General features: G+C 70.7%; 21 protein-coding genes. 8 read left to right on the top strand and 13 right to left on the bottom strand.

Features of this window, described 5'->3' with window-relative positions; translation table 11 throughout:
- Window positions 1-31: 31 nt before the first annotated feature.
- The 6 genes from QFZ29_RS11570 to QFZ29_RS11595 all read right to left on the bottom strand — a co-directional run bounded on the left by QFZ29_RS11570 (window position 32) and on the right by QFZ29_RS11595 (window position 4,294).
- The gene (locus QFZ29_RS11570; RefSeq protein WP_306894251.1) at window positions 32-994 is read right to left on the bottom strand and encodes an NAD(P)-dependent alcohol dehydrogenase; all 963 of its coding nucleotides are present in this window, start codon (window positions 992-994) and stop codon (window positions 32-34) included.
- Window positions 991-2,016 carry an NAD(P)-dependent alcohol dehydrogenase gene (locus tag QFZ29_RS11575; protein WP_306894252.1) on the bottom strand — a complete coding sequence of 342 codons (1,026 nt, stop codon included), beginning with the start codon at window positions 2,014-2,016 and terminating at the stop codon, window positions 991-993. The genes QFZ29_RS11570 and QFZ29_RS11575 overlap by 4 nt, the downstream gene beginning before the upstream one ends.
- Window positions 2,013-2,246: a helix-turn-helix transcriptional regulator gene (locus QFZ29_RS11580; protein WP_129520541.1), complete on the bottom strand. Its 234-nt coding sequence runs from the start codon at window positions 2,244-2,246 to the stop codon at window positions 2,013-2,015. The genes QFZ29_RS11575 and QFZ29_RS11580 overlap by 4 nt, the downstream gene beginning before the upstream one ends.
- Entirely contained in the window at window positions 2,240-2,671 is a 432-nt protein-coding gene (locus QFZ29_RS11585; RefSeq protein ID WP_306894253.1) for a hypothetical protein, read from the bottom strand. The genes QFZ29_RS11580 and QFZ29_RS11585 overlap by 7 nt, the downstream gene beginning before the upstream one ends.
- Before the next feature lie 143 nt (window positions 2,672-2,814).
- On the bottom strand, window positions 2,815-3,981 hold the full coding sequence (locus QFZ29_RS11590; RefSeq protein WP_306894254.1) for an FAD-dependent oxidoreductase: 1,167 nt from the start codon (window positions 3,979-3,981) through the stop codon (window positions 2,815-2,817).
- Window positions 3,982-3,991: 10 nt separating this feature from the next.
- A complete protein-coding gene (locus tag QFZ29_RS11595; protein WP_306894255.1) occupies window positions 3,992-4,294 on the bottom strand; it encodes an antibiotic biosynthesis monooxygenase family protein in 303 nt (100 codons plus the stop codon).
- Window positions 4,295-4,530: 236 nt separating this feature from the next.
- Between QFZ29_RS11595 and QFZ29_RS11600 the strand changes: the two genes are divergently transcribed.
- The 4 genes from QFZ29_RS11600 to QFZ29_RS11615 all read left to right on the top strand — a co-directional run bounded on the left by QFZ29_RS11600 (window position 4,531) and on the right by QFZ29_RS11615 (window position 7,660).
- On the top strand, window positions 4,531-5,118 hold the full coding sequence (locus tag QFZ29_RS11600; protein ID WP_306894256.1) for a cysteine hydrolase family protein: 588 nt from the start codon (window positions 4,531-4,533) through the stop codon (window positions 5,116-5,118).
- 101 nt (window positions 5,119-5,219) lie between these two features.
- Complete coding sequence (locus tag QFZ29_RS11605; protein WP_306894257.1) at window positions 5,220-6,518, top strand: O-acetylhomoserine aminocarboxypropyltransferase/cysteine synthase family protein; 1,299 nt, start codon at window positions 5,220-5,222, stop codon at window positions 6,516-6,518.
- Window positions 6,515-7,129, top strand: coding sequence for a CoA-binding protein (locus QFZ29_RS11610; RefSeq protein WP_306894258.1), 615 nt, complete (start codon window positions 6,515-6,517; stop codon window positions 7,127-7,129). The genes QFZ29_RS11605 and QFZ29_RS11610 overlap by 4 nt, the downstream gene beginning before the upstream one ends.
- A gap of 102 nt (window positions 7,130-7,231) precedes the next feature.
- Window positions 7,232-7,660 (top strand): GNAT family N-acetyltransferase, encoded by a 429-nt coding sequence (locus QFZ29_RS11615; RefSeq protein WP_306894259.1) that lies wholly within the window; start codon window positions 7,232-7,234, stop codon window positions 7,658-7,660.
- A gap of 17 nt (window positions 7,661-7,677) precedes the next feature.
- On the opposite strand, the gene QFZ29_RS11620 is transcribed toward QFZ29_RS11615, so the two are convergent.
- Window positions 7,678-8,721 carry a GNAT family N-acetyltransferase gene (locus tag QFZ29_RS11620; RefSeq protein ID WP_306894260.1) on the bottom strand — a complete coding sequence of 348 codons (1,044 nt, stop codon included), beginning with the start codon at window positions 8,719-8,721 and terminating at the stop codon, window positions 7,678-7,680.
- Between the two features lie 139 nt (window positions 8,722-8,860).
- Between QFZ29_RS11620 and QFZ29_RS11625 the strand changes: the two genes are divergently transcribed.
- The 3 genes from QFZ29_RS11625 to QFZ29_RS11635 all read left to right on the top strand — a co-directional run bounded on the left by QFZ29_RS11625 (window position 8,861) and on the right by QFZ29_RS11635 (window position 11,510).
- The gene (locus QFZ29_RS11625; RefSeq protein WP_306894261.1) at window positions 8,861-10,237 is read left to right on the top strand and encodes an L-serine ammonia-lyase; all 1,377 of its coding nucleotides are present in this window, start codon (window positions 8,861-8,863) and stop codon (window positions 10,235-10,237) included.
- 83 nt (window positions 10,238-10,320) lie between these two features.
- Window positions 10,321-10,518: a hypothetical protein gene (locus tag QFZ29_RS11630; protein WP_306894262.1), complete on the top strand. Its 198-nt coding sequence runs from the start codon at window positions 10,321-10,323 to the stop codon at window positions 10,516-10,518.
- A 104-nt stretch (window positions 10,519-10,622) separates the two neighbouring features.
- Window positions 10,623-11,510 carry a sulfurtransferase gene (locus tag QFZ29_RS11635; protein WP_306894263.1) on the top strand — a complete coding sequence of 296 codons (888 nt, stop codon included), beginning with the start codon at window positions 10,623-10,625 and terminating at the stop codon, window positions 11,508-11,510.
- A 90-nt stretch (window positions 11,511-11,600) separates the two neighbouring features.
- Here QFZ29_RS11635 and QFZ29_RS11640 read toward each other — a convergent pair whose 3' ends face one another.
- The 4 genes from QFZ29_RS11640 to QFZ29_RS11655 form a co-directional block, all read right to left on the bottom strand.
- On the bottom strand, window positions 11,601-12,113 hold the full coding sequence (locus QFZ29_RS11640) for a rhodanese-like domain-containing protein (protein ID WP_306894264.1): 513 nt from the start codon (window positions 12,111-12,113) through the stop codon (window positions 11,601-11,603).
- A gap of 115 nt (window positions 12,114-12,228) precedes the next feature.
- A complete protein-coding gene (locus QFZ29_RS11645; RefSeq protein ID WP_306894265.1) occupies window positions 12,229-13,533 on the bottom strand; it encodes a M18 family aminopeptidase in 1,305 nt (434 codons plus the stop codon).
- 57 nt (window positions 13,534-13,590) lie between these two features.
- On the bottom strand, window positions 13,591-14,523 hold the full coding sequence (locus tag QFZ29_RS11650; RefSeq protein ID WP_306894266.1) for a DnaJ domain-containing protein: 933 nt from the start codon (window positions 14,521-14,523) through the stop codon (window positions 13,591-13,593).
- A gap of 111 nt (window positions 14,524-14,634) precedes the next feature.
- Window positions 14,635-16,263, bottom strand: a complete 1,629-nt coding sequence (locus QFZ29_RS11655; protein ID WP_306894267.1) for a DUF7059 domain-containing protein — start codon at window positions 16,261-16,263, stop codon at window positions 14,635-14,637.
- 134 nt (window positions 16,264-16,397) lie between these two features.
- Between QFZ29_RS11655 and QFZ29_RS11660 the strand changes: the two genes are divergently transcribed.
- Entirely contained in the window at window positions 16,398-16,727 is a 330-nt protein-coding gene (locus QFZ29_RS11660; RefSeq protein WP_214869081.1) for a hypothetical protein, read from the top strand.
- Window positions 16,728-16,777: 50 nt separating this feature from the next.
- On the opposite strand, the gene pnuC is transcribed toward QFZ29_RS11660, so the two are convergent.
- Entirely contained in the window at window positions 16,778-17,440 is a 663-nt protein-coding gene (pnuC, locus tag QFZ29_RS11665) for a nicotinamide riboside transporter PnuC (RefSeq protein WP_306894268.1), read from the bottom strand.
- Entirely contained in the window at window positions 17,437-17,847 is a 411-nt protein-coding gene (locus QFZ29_RS11670) for a DUF3054 domain-containing protein (RefSeq protein WP_306894269.1), read from the bottom strand. The genes pnuC and QFZ29_RS11670 overlap by 4 nt, the downstream gene beginning before the upstream one ends.
- Between the last annotated feature and the right edge of the window lie 6 nt (window positions 17,848-17,853).

Raw genomic sequence — 17,853 nt, forward strand, 5'->3', positions numbered from 1 at the left:
GGTGCTGTCCGGCCGAGCGCCGCCGCGCCCCTCAGACCTCGACGATGACCTTGCCGCGAACCGCGCCCGACTCGAGTCGTTCGACGGCATCGGCCGTGCGCTCGAGCGGGAACACCTCGTCGACCACCGGCCGCACCGCGCCCGATTCGATGTGGCGCGCCAGCTCGGCGAGGTCGTCGCCGTTCCTGATGGCTGCGAGCGGGCGGAGCCGCTGCGAGACGAACGGCGAGACGACGGATGCCGCGGCGATGCGCCCGAGCGGCCCGAGCACCCTGCCGCCGCTCCCAGCTGAGAGCACGAGCGTGCCCCGCGGGGTGAGCGCGCGGCGGAGGTTCGAGAGGGGATGGTTCGCGACGAGGTCGAAGATCACGTCGTACCGTCCTGCTGCCGTGAAGTCCTCGGTGGCGTAGTCGATCACGTGGTCGGCGCCGATCGCGCGGACGTGCTCGGCCTTCGCGGCGCTGCAGACGCCCGTCACCTCGGCGCCCATCACCTTCGCGAGCTGCACGACGAATCCGCCGACGCCGCCCGAGGCGCCGTTCACGAGCACGTGCTGCCCGGCGCCCGCGGCGGCGAGGCGCAAGCCCTGCAGGGCGGTGGTGCCCGAGACCGGCACGGCCGCGGCATGCACGGCGTCGACGTTCGCGGGGCGGAGTGCGACGAAGCGCTCGGGCACCGCGACGAGCTCCGCCCAGCCGCCCTGGTCGGATTCGCCATAGACGGCGTCGCCGACACGGAAATGCGTGACCTTCTCGCCGACGGCTTCGACGAGGCCCGCGACATCCCTGCCGAGGATCTGCTGTTTCGGACGACGGAGGCCCGACACAGTACGAACGATGCGCGGCTCGCCGTGAAGGAGGAACACGTCGCCGACGCTCACGGCGACCGCCTGCACGCGGATGAGCACCTCGTCGGCGGCCGCCACGGGCGCGGCGACCTCGGCGAGCGAGAGCAGCTCTGGGCCGCCGTACTGACTCCGGACGACGGCCCTCATGACGCTGCCGCCGGTCGGATCGGCTGCGGCATCCGCCGACCCGCGGTGGTCACCGCGACGACGACGCTGCCGGCCTTGTGACCTGTGTCGACGCGCCGGTGGGCCTCGACAATGTCGTCGAACGGCACCACCTGGTCGATCACCGGCGTGAGGGCGCCCGCCTCCACGAGCTCGACGAGGAGCGCGAGGTCGGCGGCCTTCGCCTGCGCCCCGCGCAGGCCCGTGAAGAGGATGCCCGCCCGGCGACCCCGACTGAACCACCGCATGAACGGCGCCTGCAACAGGATCCCGAGCGACGGCACGGTCGTGAGGTACACACCCGTCGACGTGAGCGACCGACGCGCCTGCCCGAACGAGCGCTTGCCGACCGCGTCGAACACGACGTCGTACGCGTCGCGCGCGTCGGTGAAGTCGTCACGGGTGTAGTCGATCACCCGATCGGCGCCGAGCGAGCGCACGAGCGACTCGTTCGACCCGCTGCAGACGCCGACGACGGTGGCCCCGAAGTGCTTCGCGAGCTGCACCGCCGCAGCGCCCACGGTTCCGGATGCCCCGTTCACGAGCACGGTCTGCCCGGGCCGCACGTGCGCGCCGTCGCGGAGGAAGGGCAGCGCGGTGAGGAATCCGTCGATGAGCGCGACGGCCTCAGCCTGGTCGACCTGCTCGGGCACGAGCACGATGGCGCCGTCAGCGGGAACCTTCACGAACTCGGCGTGGGCTCCGAGGAGCGGCGCGACCGTACCGAACACGCGGTCGCCGGCGGCGAAGCGGGTCACGCTGCCGCCGACCCGTTCGACCACCCCGGCGAAGTCGGTGCCGAGCACCGGATGCTTCGGCCGCGCGAGCCCGAAGAAGAGTCGCGCGAATCGGGGCGTGCCCCACCGGCCCGCGCTGTCGGATGCGCCGACGACCGTGGCATCGACGCGCACGAGCACGTCGGTGTCGCCGATCTCGGGCTCGTCGGCTTCGACGATGCGCACCACGTCGGGCCCGCCATACTGCTCATACACTGCTGTTCTCATGACGCCGTCTCCTCGGTCTCGGGGTACTGGAACACTGCATCGAGCGGGACCCCGAACACCCGGGCGATCTGGAAGGCCATCTCGAGCGAGGGCGAGTACCGCCCCTGTTCGATCGCGATGACGGTCTGGCGGGTCACGCCGATCCGCTCTGCGAGCTCGGCCTGGGTCATCTCGCCGTGGCGGAACCGCAAGGAGCGGATGTCGTTCGTCACCTGCGTGGGCTTCACCATGTCGGCACGCCCTTCCGGTAGGCGATGAGCTTCGTGACGCCCGACAGCACTCCCGCCATCACGAACCCGAGGTACAGGGTGTTCGCGATCCAGAAGGTGTCGACGTCGAACATCGCGAGCACGAGCGCGCCCACGCCGCCGATCACGACGAACGAGTTCCCCACTCGCTCACCGAGGCGGTCGATCTCCTTGTCGCGGATGTCGCCCTTCGTGCTGTCGCTCGGCGAGACGATCTCGACGAGGATGCGGAGGACGATCCCGGCGACGATCGCGCCGCCGATGGTCCAGAGCATCGGCGTCACCCAGTCGATCTCGCCGACCGCCGTGCCTGCCAGCAGCTGCGGCAGCACGAGGAACAGGTACACGACGTACCCGGTGACGGCGATCGTGAGCAAGACCCACGTGCCCTTCTCTTCATATGACATTCGTCCTCCAGCCCCTCAGCAGGCCACTTCGATGTAAAAAACTCTTGACATCGATCAATGTAAAGGAATCTGCACATCGCGTCAAGTATTTTTTACATGACCACGTGTGCGAAGCGCCGTGCCGGACGCGAAGGCTGCTCGCGTCAGCCGCCGAGGCCGGTCGGCGACGCAGGATGTTCTGCGATCGCCCGGTCGGCGGCGAAGAGCGCTGGCGCAGGTCCGGTGCCGTCGGCGAGGTCGGCGAGGATCCGCCCGACGACGGGCGTGAACTTGAACCCGTGGCCCGAGAACCCGGCACCCACGACGATCGGCCCGACGCGATCGAGCACGAAGTTCTCGTCGGGCGTCGTCGTGTAGGTGCAACTGATGGGGGCGACCGCATCGGCGTCGACGCCGGGCAGCCAGTCGCGGGCGTAGCGCTGCAGTGCCGCGAGCTGCTCGGGCTCGGCCGCGAAGTCGCGCTCGTCGGGATCGACGACCGGCCCGACGCCGTGCCAGCCGGCCTTCACTCCCTCGCCGGGGGTGAGCATGCCGTAGACGGGCGATCGCCAGTAGTCGTAGCCCGCCTCGGCCGAGCCGGGGAAGTGATTGAAGCTCGGCCACGCGACCGTCTCGTCGCGCACGGCGAAATGCGCCGGCTGCTCCTGCGTGACCACGAGCGGGGGCAGGCTCACGCCGCCGAGGAGTTTCGAGGTCCACGCGCCCACGGTGACGACGGCGGTGCGGGCCTCGAAGACCTCCGCGACGCCGGAATCGGTGACGGATGTCACGCGCACGCGCCCGTCGTCGACCACCTCGATGCTCGTGGCCTGCGTGCGATGCCGCACGTCTGCTCCGGCGGCCGCTGCCGTGGCGTGCAGCGCCCGCACCGTGGCATCCGCGTTCACCCGGCCCGCTTGCTCGTTGAAGAGCACTCGCGTGTCGAAGCGAATGCCCTCCCAGCGCTCGCCCGCCTCCTCGACACCCAGGAATTCTGCGGCGATGCCGGCCGCGGTGAGCGCGTCGCGCACGGCCTCGAAGCCGCCGCTCGGGCCGTGGTTCGCCACACCGACGAGCTCGAGCAGCGAAGCGCCGCTCTCAGCCTCGAGCTCGCGCCAGAGCGGCAGCGCTTCGACGAGCAGCTGCACGTACGTCGGATCGGAGTAGGCGACGTTGAAGTTGCGCGACGCACCGTGCGACGCGCCCACGCGATGGCCGGGCTCGTACCGCTCGAGCACGGCGACCTCACGACCGCGCCGGGCGAGCTGCCACGCTGTGGCGGCGCCCATGGCGCCGCCGCCCATCACGATCGTCTCGACCCGGGTCACCATGGCGTCCAGCCTAGGCGTCGACGGCGAACACCTCCGTGAAGTGCTCGACGACGGGGAACGGCTCGTAGAAGTGATGCAGCAATTCGCGCCACCGCTCGTACTCGACGGAGCCGCGGAAGCCCACCGTGTGCGCCTCGAGGCTCTCCCAGTGCACGAGCAGCAGATACTCGTTCGGCGTCTCCATCGACCGCGAGACGCGCAGGTCGACGAAGCCGGGCATCGACGAGATGATCGGGACGGCTTCGGCGAGCGCGGCTTCGAAGTCGGCTTCGCGACCGGTCTTCACGGGCAGGATCGCATGTTCGAGGATCACCGGCCCACGATACCGCGGCACGCCCACGGGCTCGCCCTCCTGACCTCCCACCCGCTCGCCCTCCTCACCTCCCACCTCTTCGCATGGGAGGGCATTCTTCCGCCAGAGACAGCGCCTCCGCGCACTCCGCCGGAACACGGTGCCTCCAGTGCGCCGCCCGGCCGCTTGGCGGGCCATCACCGGGGAATGGCAGGGCTGAGCGGCAGGTCCGGCGCTCGCCGCGGCATCATGAAGGAATGGACTTCGACGATCGCATTCACTTCGACGACAACGCCACCCTTCTCGTGATCGACGTGCAGCAGGGATTCGACGACCCCTCGTGGGGCGCGCGCGACAATCCCGACGCCGAGGCGAACATCGGTCGCCTCATCACCGCGTGGTCGGGTGCCTCGCGCCCGATCGTGCTCGTGCGCCACGACTCGATCGCCGAGGGCTCGCCGCTCGACGCGGGCTCCCCCGGCAACGCATTCAAAGACGTCGTCGCGGATGCCCCGCACGAGCTCCTCGTCACGAAGCAGACCAACTCCGCGTTCTACGGCGAGCCCGACCTGCACGGATGGCTCGAGGCCCGCGGCATCCGTCAGCTCGTGATCACCGGCATCCAGACGAACATGTGCGTCGAGACCACGGCCCGGATGGCCGGCAACCTCGGCTACGACGTCACTGTGCCGCTCGACGCGACCCACACGTTCGACCTCGAGGGGCCCGGCGGCATCCGGCTCACCGCCGCTGAACTCGCCCGGGCGACCGCCGTGAACCTCTCGGGCGGCGAATTCGCGCGCATGGTCACGACCGACGAGGTCCTCGGCGCGGCACATGGCTGAGCCGACTGCGGCTTCCAGGCGCGACACCCGGACGCAGCATCCGTTGCCCTGCGTTACGCCCCGAAGCGGATGCCCAGGCGGGCCGCAGTAGCGTGAGGGCCATGGCAGACCGCGAATACGGCTTCAAGACCCGCGCCATCCACGCGGGCAACATCCCCGACCAGGTGACGGGCGCGCGCGCCCTCCCCATCTACCAGTCGAGCGCGTTCGTCTTCGACGACACCGCGGATGCCGCGGCGCGGTTCGCCCTGCAGAAGTACGGCAACATCTACTCGCGACTCGCCAACCCCACCGTGGCGAGCTTCGAGGAGCGCGTCGCGAGCCTCGAGGGCGGGCTCGGCGCCGTCGCCACCGCGAGCGGCCTGTCGGCGCAGTACATCACCTTCGCGAGCCTCGCCGGCAGCGGCGACCACATCGTGGCGAGCGCGAACCTCTACGGCGGCTCGATCACCCAGCTCGACGTCACGCTCCGCCGCTTCGGCATCGAGACGACGTTCGTGCAGAGCGCGAACGCCGAGGACTACGCCGCCGCGATCACTGACAAGACGAAAGCACTCTTCGTCGAGACGATCGCGAACCCGTCGGGCGAGATCGCCGACCTCGAGGCGCTCGCCGACGTCGCGCACGCCCACGGCATCCCGTTCATCGTCGACTCGACGATCCCCACGCCCTACCTCAGCCGGCCCATCGAGTGGGGCGCCGACATCGTCACGCACTCCGCCACGAAGTTCCTCGGCGGGCACGGCACGACCCTCGGCGGCGTCGTCGTCGAGTCGGGCCGCTTCCACTGGCACTCCGAGAAGTTCCCGCTCTTCGGCGAGCCCGTGCCGAGCTACGGCGGACTGCAGTGGTCCGGCAACTTCGGCGAGTACGCGTTCCTCACCCGGCTCCGCGCCGAGCAGTTGCGCGACATCGGCCCGGCGCTCGCACCGCACTCGGCATTCCTCCTCGCCCAGGGCGTCGAGACGCTGCCGTACCGCATCCAGGCGCACCTCGACAATGCGCGTGCCGTCGCCGAGTGGCTGGAGGCCGACCCGCGCATCGAGCGAGTGTTCTGGGCGGGCCTGCCGGGGCACCAGCACTTCGATCGTGCGCAGAAGTACCTGCCGAAGGGCCCGGGCTCGGTGTTCAGCTTCGAGGTCAAGGGCGGCCGTGCTGCCGGCCAGGCCCTCATCGAGTCGGTGAACCTCGCGAGCCACCTCGCGAACATCGGCGACGCGAAGACGCTCATCATCCACCCCGCCTCGACGACCCACGCACAGCTCACCGAGCAGCAGCTCATCGACGCCGGCGTGCTGCCCGGGGTTGTGCGCCTGTCGGTCGGCATCGAAGATGTTGAGGACATCATCGACGACCTCGACCAGGCACTGACCACCGCGACGAAGGGAGCAGCACGATGACGGACACTGCCATCGCAACGACCGAGCTGACGGATGCTGCGGCATCCGAAGATCTCGAGACCGTACGTCTCGTCAACGGCCTCTCGTGCGAGCTGCCCGCGAACTCGCCGCTCGCGAAGCTCCTGCACTCGCAGCGCACGTGGACCGGCCCCGACGCGAAGGCCCGCCTCGCGATCCTCCGCGCGGCGAAGTCGGTCGCGATCGTCGGCGCCTCGCCGAATCCGTCGCGCTCGAGCTTCTTCGTCGGCACCTACCTGCAGCAGTCGAGCGACTACCGCTTGTACTTCGTGAACCCGAACGCGACCGAGATCCTCGGCCAGCCCGCCTACCCCGATCTCGCGAGTCTGCCCGAGGTGCCCGACATCGTCGTGGTGTTCCGGCGCGGCAGCGACATCCCGAGCGTCGTCGACGACGTCGTCTCGATCGGCGCGAAGACCATCTGGGTGCAGCTCGGCATCTGGAACGAGCAGGCCGCCTACGACGGCGAGGCCAAGGGACTCACGGTCGTCATGGACCGCTGCATCAAGGTCGAGCACGCCCGCTTCCACGGTGGCCTGCACCTGCTCGGCTTCGACACCGGGCAGATCACGGCGCGCAAGACGCTGCGCTGACGGATGCTGCGCTGACGGCTGCGGCGGGCCGTCAGGCCGTGCAGGCCACGGATGGGGAATCGGCATCTTGACCGCCGCGCTCGTCCGAGATGTGATCGAGGGATGCCGTCCACCCTCGAGTTCTCCACCGATCCGTCCCGCCTCGACCGCGACCGCGTGCACGCCTGGCTCGCCGAGGAGTCGTACTGGGCGACCGGCCGCACGCGCGAAACGCACGATGCCGCGATCGACGGCTCCCGGAACTACGGCGTCTACGACACGGTCACAGGCGAACAGCTCGCCTACGCACGCGTCATCACCGACGGTGTGACGTTCGCATGGCTCTGCGACGTGTTCGTCGCGAACGAGGCACGCGGACGCGGCATCGGCATCGCCCTCATCGAAGGCGTCGTCGACGAGCTCGCCCCGCTCGACCTGAAACGCATCGCGCTCACGACCGCCGACGCCCACGGCCTCTACGAGAGATTCGGCTTCAGGTCACTCGACCAGCCCGAACAGTGGATGGCCCGCATGGGCGCTGCGACCCGCTGATGGTACACGGCAACGGGTCAGGCAGCGCTGGACTCCGCCGCCGCGTCCGTCGCGTCAGCCGATTCGCGCCCATACGCGAGCATGAGGAAGCTCGAGCCGTCGGAGCGGGTGAAGTGAAACTCGCGCTCGTGGAGTCGCTCGAACCCCAGCCGCTCGTAGAGCCGCTGCGCGGAGACCATCTCGGGGCCGGTGTTCAGCACGATGCGGTGCACGCCGCGCAGGCGGCCGAGCAGCAGCACGTGCTCGACGAGCAGCGCGCCGATGCCGCTCCGCCGCGCCTCGGCTGCGACGCCGAGGAACCGGAAGTCGAGCTCGCCCTCGCGCGCGAGCGGGGAGATCGCCTTACCGGGGCGGGGAGTCGAGACGGTGCCGAGGAGCGCGCCGCTCGCAGCATCCGTCGCCACCCAGACCTGGTGGTCGCGGGCTCGCTCGCCGACCGCGGCGATCGATGCGCGATAGTCGTCGGTCAACGTGAAGTCGACGGCATACGCGGATTCGACGAGCTCGGAGACGAACACGGCCTCGTCGTCGCGCATGAGCCGCACCTGAACATCGTCGCGCTGCTGGAGCGCATACCGGTAGACGAGCGCCTCGACCTCGACCGACGATACCGCGGCCTCACGCGCGGGCACGCGGTCGAACCCCAACCGCTCGTACAGCGCCTGGGCGCGCGTGTTCGCCGCGCCGGTGTCGAGCACGAGCGCGTCGGCTCCCCACTCGAGCGCCGCCTCGAGGCTCGCCCGCATGAGGGCCTTGCCGAGGCCGGCGCCCTGGGTGGCAGGATCGACGGCAAGCAAGCGGATCTCGGCCTCGCCGGGCACCGCGACTCTCGAATACGGCGTCGCAGCACGGAGCACGCTCGCCGATCCCGTCACCTGGCCGGCGTTGTCGACACTGACGAGCACCGCTCCGGATGCCGCCCTGCCGGCGGTGTCGCGTTCGAAGTCGCGCCGCTCGGCGCTCTTCGGCAGGTGGCCGTAGGGCCCGGCGGCGAAGGCGCGCTCGATGAGCTCGGCTTCGACGGTCGACTCCTGCGGCAGGATGTGGCGGATTTCGGGCAAGCGGCGAGGTGATGATGCGTTCATGGGGATCGCTTCCAGCCTAGATGGCGCTCGCGTCCGACCGTCTCGACGGTCTCGGCGCACGATTCTGCGATGGGACGCCGGATGCGTGCGCCTGCTGGGTCGTAGCCTTGGGAGCGTGACAGCGTTCGTCTCAGCCCTCGATCTCTTCTCGATCGGGATCGGCCCCTCGAGTTCGCACACCGTGGGCCCGATGCGGGCGGCGCGGGCCTTCGCCGAGCACCTCGACGACGCAGGCCTCCTCGACCGCGTGAGCCGCGTCACGTGCTCGCTCTACGGCTCGCTCGGCGCCACGGGCCTCGGCCATGGCACGCCCGATGCGGTGGTCGCGGGCCTCGCGGGGCTCCGGCCCGACGAGTGCGATCCCGACGAGGTCCGCGGCGCGTGGTCGCGACTCGGCGACGACGGTGCCGAAGTGCGCCTCGCCGGCCGGCATCCCATCACCATGGCCCGGCCCGATCTCAGCCTCGAACCGCGCACTCGCCTGCCCGGGCATCCGAACGCGATGACCCTGCAGGCGTGGAGCACGGGCGATGCGCTCCCCCTCGCCGAGGAGACGTACTACTCCGTCGGTGGCGGCTTCATCCGCCGCGAGGGCGATGCGCCGCACGAATCGGAGGCGCTGCGGCATCCGCTGCCCTACTCGAACGCAGCCGAACTGCTCGAGCTCTGCGCCGAGCACGGCGTCTCGTTCTGCGACATCGCCCGCTCGAACGAGGTCGCGGTGCACGGCGAAACCGGTATCGACGACGGTCTCGACGCGATCTGGGCCGCGATGGCCCTGTGCGTCTCGCGCGGGCTCGCGACCGACGGCACGCTGCCCGGCGGCCTCCGCGTGAAGCGGCGTGCGCCCGAGGTGCGACGCCGGCTCGAGGACTACGACCGCGACGAGCACGTTCGCGACACGTCGACCGAGTGGCTGCACGCCTTCGCCCTCGCCGTCAACGAGGAGAACGCCTCGGGCGGCCGGGTCGTCACGGCGCCGACGAACGGCGCGGCCGGCATCATTCCGGCCGTCGGGCACTACTACCTGCGATTCGTACCGGGAGCGGATGCCGCCGGCATCCGCCGCTTCCTCCTCACGGCGGCGGCGATCGCCTCGCTCGTGAAGAAGAACGCCTCGATCTCGGGCGCGGAGGGCGGATGCCAGGCCGAGGTCGGCTCGGCGTGCGCGATGGCGGCCGGGGCGTTGTGCGCCGTGCTCGGTGGCACTCCGCGGCAGATCGAGAACGCCGCCGAGATCGCGATGGAGCACCATCTCGGCCTCACGTGCGACCCCGTCGGCGGCCTCGTGCAGGTGCCGTGCATCGAGCGCAACGCGATCGCCGCGTCCACCGCGGTCTCGGCGGCTCGGCTCGCGCTGCACGGCGACGGCACGCACCTCGTCTCGCTCGACACCGTCATCGAGACGATGCGCCAGACCGGACTCGACATGATGACGAAGTACAAGGAGACGAGCGAGGGCGGGCTCGCGGTGAACGTCATCGAGTGCTGAGCGATGAATCGACGAAGGTGTCCCCCGGTCGGGGACTCCCGAGGCCCTCGCGCTGACCCGTCGTCATCTGCCATGGTGTGCAGATGAACACCGCGCCCGCCCCCAACCTCGACTCCCTCCTCGGTGCCGGCCTCGTCGGACTCATCATCGGCATCGTCGTCTACCTCGGCGTCCTCGCACTCTCGCTCTGGATCGGCTACCTGATCATGAAAGCCGCGGTTCGCAACGGACTCCGCGAGCACACCATGTGGCTCGAGAGCCGCCGCGGGCAGATACGCTGACACGCCGAACGCGTTCACGCCGACGGGGTTCACACCGTCTCGGCGGGTTACGGCCTGTTGCGCCGTGGGGCGCACGATCCACGGCTCCCGGCTAGCGTGGCGCCATGACCGCTCTCGAACTCGACTCCGCGCTCGTCTCGCCGCACTGGCTCGCCGACCACCTCGGACATCCCGCACTCGTCGTCGTCGACGCGACCGTGCTCGGAGTCGAGACCGACGCTGGCTTCCGCTGGCTGAGCGGCCTCGACGAATACCTCATCGGAGGCCATCTGCCGGGCGCGGTGTTCGCCGACCTGCTCGAGGAGTTCTCCGACCCGGCGGCCGGCCTGACGTTCGCGAGGCCGAATGCAGCCCAGCTCGAGGCCGCGGCTCGAGGGGCGGGCATCGACGATGACGTCACCGTCGTCGTCTACGATTCCGCGATCGGGCAATGGGCCGCTCGGCTCTGGTGGCTGCTCCGCTCAGCCGGTATCGAACGGGTCGCTGTGCTCGACGGTGGCCTCGCCAGGTGGCGGGCCGAGGGCCGCCCCGTCGACGACGGGTACCAGCAGCCTCGCACCGCCGGCCGCTTGACGCTCGACGAGCGCCCCGAACGCTGGGCCGACAAGGCCGAGGTCGAGCAGGTCGTCGCGGGCGAATCGGATGCCGCGCTCATCTGTGCCCTGCCCGCGAGCGAGTTCCGTGGCGAGACGGGCCGACGGGCGCGCCGCGGTCACATCCCGCGGAGCGTCAACGTTCCCGTGTCGACGCTCGTCGACCGCGAGTCGCGCGCGTTCCTGCGGGGTGACGCGCTCGGCGAGCGGCTGCAGGGCGTCGAGACCGCGGCATCCGATCGCGCTCGAACGATCGTGTACTGCGGCGCCGGCATCGCCGCCGCCGGCGCAGCACTCGCACTGCACCTGGCCGGCCACGAGGATGTCGCGATCTACGACGGCTCCCTCGAGGAGTGGGCGGCCGACGACGACGCTCCCCTCGTCACGCTCGCGGGCTGAAGGCCGGCGCCTCGCTCGGGAGTGCACAGACGGACGGGCAGTCATCGGTGTCCCGCCCGATGACCGCCCGCCCGAGTTCAGCGCGCCGGCTCAGCAGGCGCAGGTGATGGAGCCGTCGGTGACGGCTCCGCCCGCGAGGCCCGCCGCAGTCACGTTCGTGAGCGCATCGGGCGCGAGTTGCGCGGGGCCCTCGGCTGTGTCGTAGGCGAAGCCCTCGCGCACCCAGTACTCGAACCCGCCGAGCATCTCCTTCACAGGGTGGCCGAGAAGGGCGAACTCGAGGGCGGCACGCGTGCCGCCGTTGCATGCAGGGCCCCAGCAGTACACGACGACGGGCGTGCCCGACGGGATCCGCTCGGATGCCTCGGCGGCGATGCGGCGCCAGGGCAGGTGGATCGCTCCCGGCACATGACCCTGGGCCCACGACGCATCGCTTCGGGCGTCGACGAGCACGAAGCCCGGCTCGGTCTCGGAGAGCCCGGCGGCGACGTCGGAGACGTCGGACTCGAAGCCGAGCCGGCCGCGGAAGTGCGCGACGGCGTCGCTCTGTGAGGCGACGTGCTCGAAGAGGGCGGATGCGGCGAGGGTGGTGGTCTGGGTCATGGCTCCACCATTGCAGTGCGACTGCCACGGCGACCCGTGAAATCGCGCCGCCGTGCCGCGAAATTCCGCCAGCGTTGCATCAGGGCGCGCACCGCGCCGGCGCACGCCCCCCGCCTCAGGCCGGCGCGAAGAACGCGGTGAGCGCGGCGCCGAGCGCGGCGAGGTCGTCGACGTGGGCGAGCTCGCGCGCGGAGTGCATCGAGAGCAGGGGCACGCCCACGTCGACGGTGCGGATGCCGAGCCGCGTCGCGCTGAGCGGTCCGATCGTGGAGCCGCACGGGATCGCGTTGTTGGAGACGAACCGCTGCATACTGACGCCCGCCTGTCGGCAGACTCCCGTCCACAGCGCCGAGCCGGCGGCGTCGGTCGCGTACCGCTGGTTCGCGTTGAGCTTCAGGAGCGGTCCGCCGCCGAGCACGGGACGGTTCGCGGGGTCGTGCCGGTCGGGATAGTTCGGGTGCACCGCGTGCCCGGCATCCGATGACACGAGCCATGACGCAGCGAACGCACGCCGGCGCTCGATCTCGCCCGCGCCGAGTCCCGTGGCGACCCGGACGAGCACGTCCTCGAGCACGGGACCGCTCGCGCCCGAGCGCGACTCGGAGCCGAGCTCCTCATGATCGAACGCAGCGAGCACGCTCACGTGCCCGGCATCGGCGGGCGCCTCGAGCAGTGCGACGAGGCCGGCGTACACCGAACTCAGGTTGTCCATGCGTCCCGCGGCGAAGAACGCCTCGTTGAGTCCGAACCTGACGGGCGCCGCCGTGTCGGCGACGAGTACGTCGTGACCGGCGACCCCATCGGCGGGAACTCCCGCCATTCCGGCGAGCTCGGCGAGCAGGTCGCCGCTCGCACCGACACCCCAGATCGGCTGCATGTGGCGTTGCTTGTCGAGCTTGAGGCCGCCGGAGCTGATCTCACGGTCGAGGTGGATCGCGAGCTGCGGGATGCGCAGCATCGGGCCGGTACGCACGAGGTGCTGCACACCGTCGTCGGTGACGAGCCGGCCGGCGAGTTCGAGCTCGCGGTCGAGCCAGGAGTTCAGCAGCGGGCCGCCGTAGATCTCGACTCCGACCTGCAGCAGGCCCTCGGCGCTCGACGAGGGGTTCGGTTTGAGCTTGAACGAGGGCGAGTCGGTGTGGGCGCCGAGAACCCGGAATGGCGTCGTGGCGGTGGCCCCCTCGGGCTGCACCCACGCGATCACGCTGCCGTCGCGCACGATGACTCGCCGCCCGGCCCCAGCCGGCCACTCGTCGCGCTCGTCGAGCCGCTCGAATCCGGCCTCCTCGAGCCGACGGGCCACCTCTTCTGCCGCGTGATACGACGATGGGGCGGCGCTGAGGAACCGGGCGAAGTCGGTGACGTAGGCGTCGGTGCTGGTTTCGATCTCGGTCTCGGTTTCGGTGTCGACTACGGGCATCCTCCCATCCAACACCCCGCGACGGTCGAGGGCGAGTCAGCGCGCCCCGCCGGCCGGTCAGGCGAAGCGCACGACGGCCTGCAGACGCGAGCGAACCTCCATGACCTCGGTGCCGCCGAGGTGCGCCGAGCCGGGCAATCCCTCGCGCACAGCGCTCGCGAGACGAGACCGCTGCACGAGGGCGACGACGGTGCCGCGGATGCTGCCGCCGACCTCGAGCGGTTCTTCGGCATGGTCGTCGGGCACGACCACGATGAGCGCGGTGGGCTTTACGCGGGCCGCACGGCCGATGGCTTTCGCGCGGGCCGCGAGCGCACGGATCGGCCGCTCGCCGTCGAGCGCCTCCCCGACGAGCTCGTTGCGGCGAAGTGTCACTCGGCCGCCCCAGTCCTCGGACTGGATCGCGAAGAGGCCCGTCGGCCCGAGCACGAGGTGATCGAGCTTCGGCGGCTGCCCGGGCCCCGCAGCATCCGTCGCCACGTCATGCCACACCGTGTAGGCGATGCCGAGCGTCGCGAGCGAGCGAGCGGTCGCCTCCTCGGCGAGCGCGTCGGCGAGCACGTGACGGATGTCGCGAGGCGCGCCACGCACGAGCGCCGGGTCGTACGGGTCCTCGAGCTGCACGCCCCGGCCAGCCCACTCGCGAATGAGCCCGAGGTATCGCTCGCGCGAGAGCCCGCCGGGGTGACCGTAGGAGCGCGCGAGCGGGCGAGAGTCGCGGCGGACCTTCGGTGCGGCCGGCGCCCACGCCTCTCGAGTCGGCGTCGGTGCGCCGCCGCGGGATCCCCGGTCGAACGCGGCCCGCGCCTCGGGCGTGCCGATGAGCTCCCACGCGCGCTGCACCGCGTGGAAGCGTGCGGTGTCGCCGCCCGTGTCGGGGTGCGCGGTGCGGAGCGCTCGCCGGTAGGCGAGGCGGAGTGCAGCGGCATCCGCGTCGGATGGCACGCCGAGCACCTCGTACGGGGAGTCGGAGAGCGGACTGTCGGGCATGGGCTCGCTTTCGAATGTGCGTCCACGAGAATACCCCGCTCAGCTCGGTGATCGCCGAGCCACGGCGTCCCCGAAGGTGACAGAGCCTGAGAGCTAGTGACTCGCGGCTCGTCACGTCGCCGGCAGCAGCAGGATCCCGTCGTCGATGAGTCCGCGAACGGCGGGCAGCAACTCGGCCGCGAGCTCCGACTCGTCGACGTCGAGCAGTTGGGCGACCGCGCCGATGATCGCGCCGACGGGGAGCTCGCCGTCGCACGCGCCCACGAGCGCGGCGAGGCCGGTGTCGAGCCCGATCGTTCGTCCGAAGCCGCCGCCCTGGCGCAGCAGCATCGCCGTCGGATGCTCGTCGCCGGGCCAGTAGTGGCGTTCCTCGGTGACGTCGCCGGCCACGGTGAGTCGCAGCGCGGCGACCTCCTCGTCGCCGAGCGCCGCCTGGCGGTCGTGCGCGTCGAGGCACGCGGCGAAGTGCACGCCGAGCGGAGCGTCGTCGTTCCCCAGCGCGCCGTGCCGACGCTCGAGGCGTGCCAGCGGGGCGACGGAGTGGGCGGCGGGGCGGTCGGGGTCGGCCGCCGGGCGTCGCAGCAGCACGTAGCCGAACCCGATCTCGTGCACCCAGCGCGCATCGAAGTCGTCGAGCCATGCCTCGTAGAGCCGGTCGAAGTCGGGGGTGCCCGGCCGCGTGCCACCGTCGCGGATCCAGGTCTCGGCGTATTCGGTGATGCGTTGCCGCTCGCGTTCGACGATCCAGTGGTCGAGCCCGCCGGCCCACCCGCGCACGCGCTCGAGTCCGTCATCCGTCGCCCGATACTCCCAATTGCCGAGCAGTTGCGCCACGCCGCCCGGCTCGAGATGTGCTGCCGCCCCACGGACGACCTCTTCGACGAGTGCGTCACCCACCATTCCGCCGTCGCGGTAGTCGTATTCGGGAACGCCCGCGGCCCGCGGCGTGATCACGAACGGCGGGTTCGACACGATCCGGTCGAACCGTTCGCCCGCAACGGGCTCGAAGAGGCTGCCGCGGCGGAACTCGACGCCGTCGATGCCGTTGAGCTCGACGTTGAGGCCTGCGAGGCGGAGGGCCCGTTCCGAGATGTCGGTCGCCACGACGTGGGCGGAGAACCGCGTGGCGTGCATCGCCTGGATCCCGCACCCGGTGCCGAGGTCGAGCACTCGCGCCGCGGGAGTGGGCAGCATCAGGCCACTGAGCGTCATCGACGCCCCGCCGACCCCGAGCACGTGCTCCTCGCCGAGCGCGTGCCCGAGCGCGAGCTCTCCGAGATCCGAGAGGATCCACCACTCGACGGTGCCGAGCGCATCGGTGAACGTGTACGGCCTGAGGTCGAGTGCAGCTCGCACGGATGCCGCGTCGAGCGCAGTCGCGGGATCGTCGACGGGGTCGGCAGCACCGGCGGGCGCGAGCAGCCCGAGCTCCGTGGCACCATCCACGCCGAGCGTCGGCAGCGCGTGCTCGGCCTCGGAGCGCGGCACGTCGAATCCGAGCACGAACAGCTCGGCGAGCGTCGCGAGGTCGGCGGAATCCCCGTGCTCGGCGCGGCGGGCATCGAGCACGCGTCGTACCGGTACTCGCTCGCCGCGATGCAGCGCCGCCGCGGCATCCGCTCCCCACAGCTCTTCGAGCGAGGCGACCGTGTAGTTCGCGCGAGCGAGGTCGGAGCGGAGCCGCCGCAACAGGTCGGTCGTGCGTTCTCCGCTCGGCCGGATGCCGCGTTCGGTGCTCATCCGTCAATTCAAGCGCACGAGACATCGTCACGTGGCCGTCACCTGCCGTACACGTCGGGCGACCGCGTGTAACCCCTTCGTCACACGGTCCACGTAGCGTTGGTTACGATCGAAGAGCGGAGGGGAGGTCGCGGATGGCTGAGGCATCGACGCTCGAGCTGCTGCGGCAGCATGCGCGAGATGAGCTCTCAGCGCTCATCGAACTGCGCTGCCGTCTCGGCGAAGATCCGTGGGTGTTCCTGCCCGAGTTGCCGTCGGTCGACGAGCAGGTCGTCGCGACACTCCGCGAGGAGCGACTGCACTCCGAGCGATGGAGTCCGGCCCGCGCACGCGCCTATCACCCTGCCGCGCGCGAGGGCGAGGCCGCCCGCTTCGAGTACGAGCTCTTGCGCGAGATCGCGCTCGAGCACCCCGAGTTGAGCTCGGCGGTCTGGTCGGTGCTCGACCGCGTGCCCGCCTGGTAGCGCACTCAGGCCGAGCCGGCTCAGGCCAGACCAACCCAGGCCCGACCGGCTCAGGCCCCGACCACCGGCACGAGCTGTCGCCGTTGCACGCGCATCCACGTGATGAAGCCGAAGATCGTGAACGCCCCGTAGAACAGGTAGAGCAGGGCTGAGGCGTAGTAGCCGGCGCTCACGAGCAGCGGCACCCCGACGATGTCGACGGCGACCCAGATGAGCCAGAACTCCGTCCATCCTTTCGCCATCCCCCACGTCGCGAGCAGCGAGCCCATGAAGATCCATGCGTCGGCCCAGACCGGCTCGAACGAGCCGAGCGCACTGAACACGGGCGTCAGCACGAGGGTGCCCCCGACGAGTGCCGCCGCGAGCAGGATCCGGGTGCGGCCGCTCGCCCAGCGCGGGTCGACGGCGTTGGCGCTCACGTGGCGGTGCTGCGACCAGCGCACCCAGCCGAAGATGGACACCGCGATGAACATGAGCTGCCGACCGGCCTGTCCCAGCAGGTTCACGGGATTCGGGGTGTCGAAGACGGCGCCGAGAAACACCGTGAAGAGCAGGGCGTTGCCCACGATCCCCACAGGCCAGGCCCAGACCTTGCGGCGCAATCCGCCGAGCGCGCTCGCGAGGCCGAACAGGTTGCCGACGATCTCACGCCACAGGATGACCTGGTCGCCGATGACGAGCTGCGCGTCGAAGAGCCACTCGATCGGGTTCATCGGGCGGCCGTGGTTTCGACTCGACGTCGCGCGCGTCGCATCACGAGCACTCTCACGAGTCGCCAACCGAGGAGGAACACGGCCAGGGTGATCGCGGCGACGAGCACGAACGCGAACGGCACTCCCTGCCCCGACACGACCCGGAGCAAGAGCCCACCGCCGAGGGTGACGGCCCAGATCACGGCGCCCGTCGGCCAGACGGTGAGCGGATGCCGCCACGCGACGCTGACCAGCCAACCGGCGGCGAGGCCCGCCATGAACGGCCACGCCGTGCTGCCGATGCCCGCCAAGTCCAACGTCTCGTGGTGGCTCGTGCGCCCGATCCTCACGAAGACGTGCACGAGCACGAGGTCGAGGAGCGCCGCCATCACGATCGTGCCCGCACGGGGTCGCTCTCGTTCACTCATGCTCCC

This window comes from Agromyces albus (assembly GCF_030815405.1).
GTDB classification, from domain to species: domain Bacteria; phylum Actinomycetota; class Actinomycetes; order Actinomycetales; family Microbacteriaceae; genus Agromyces; species Agromyces albus_A.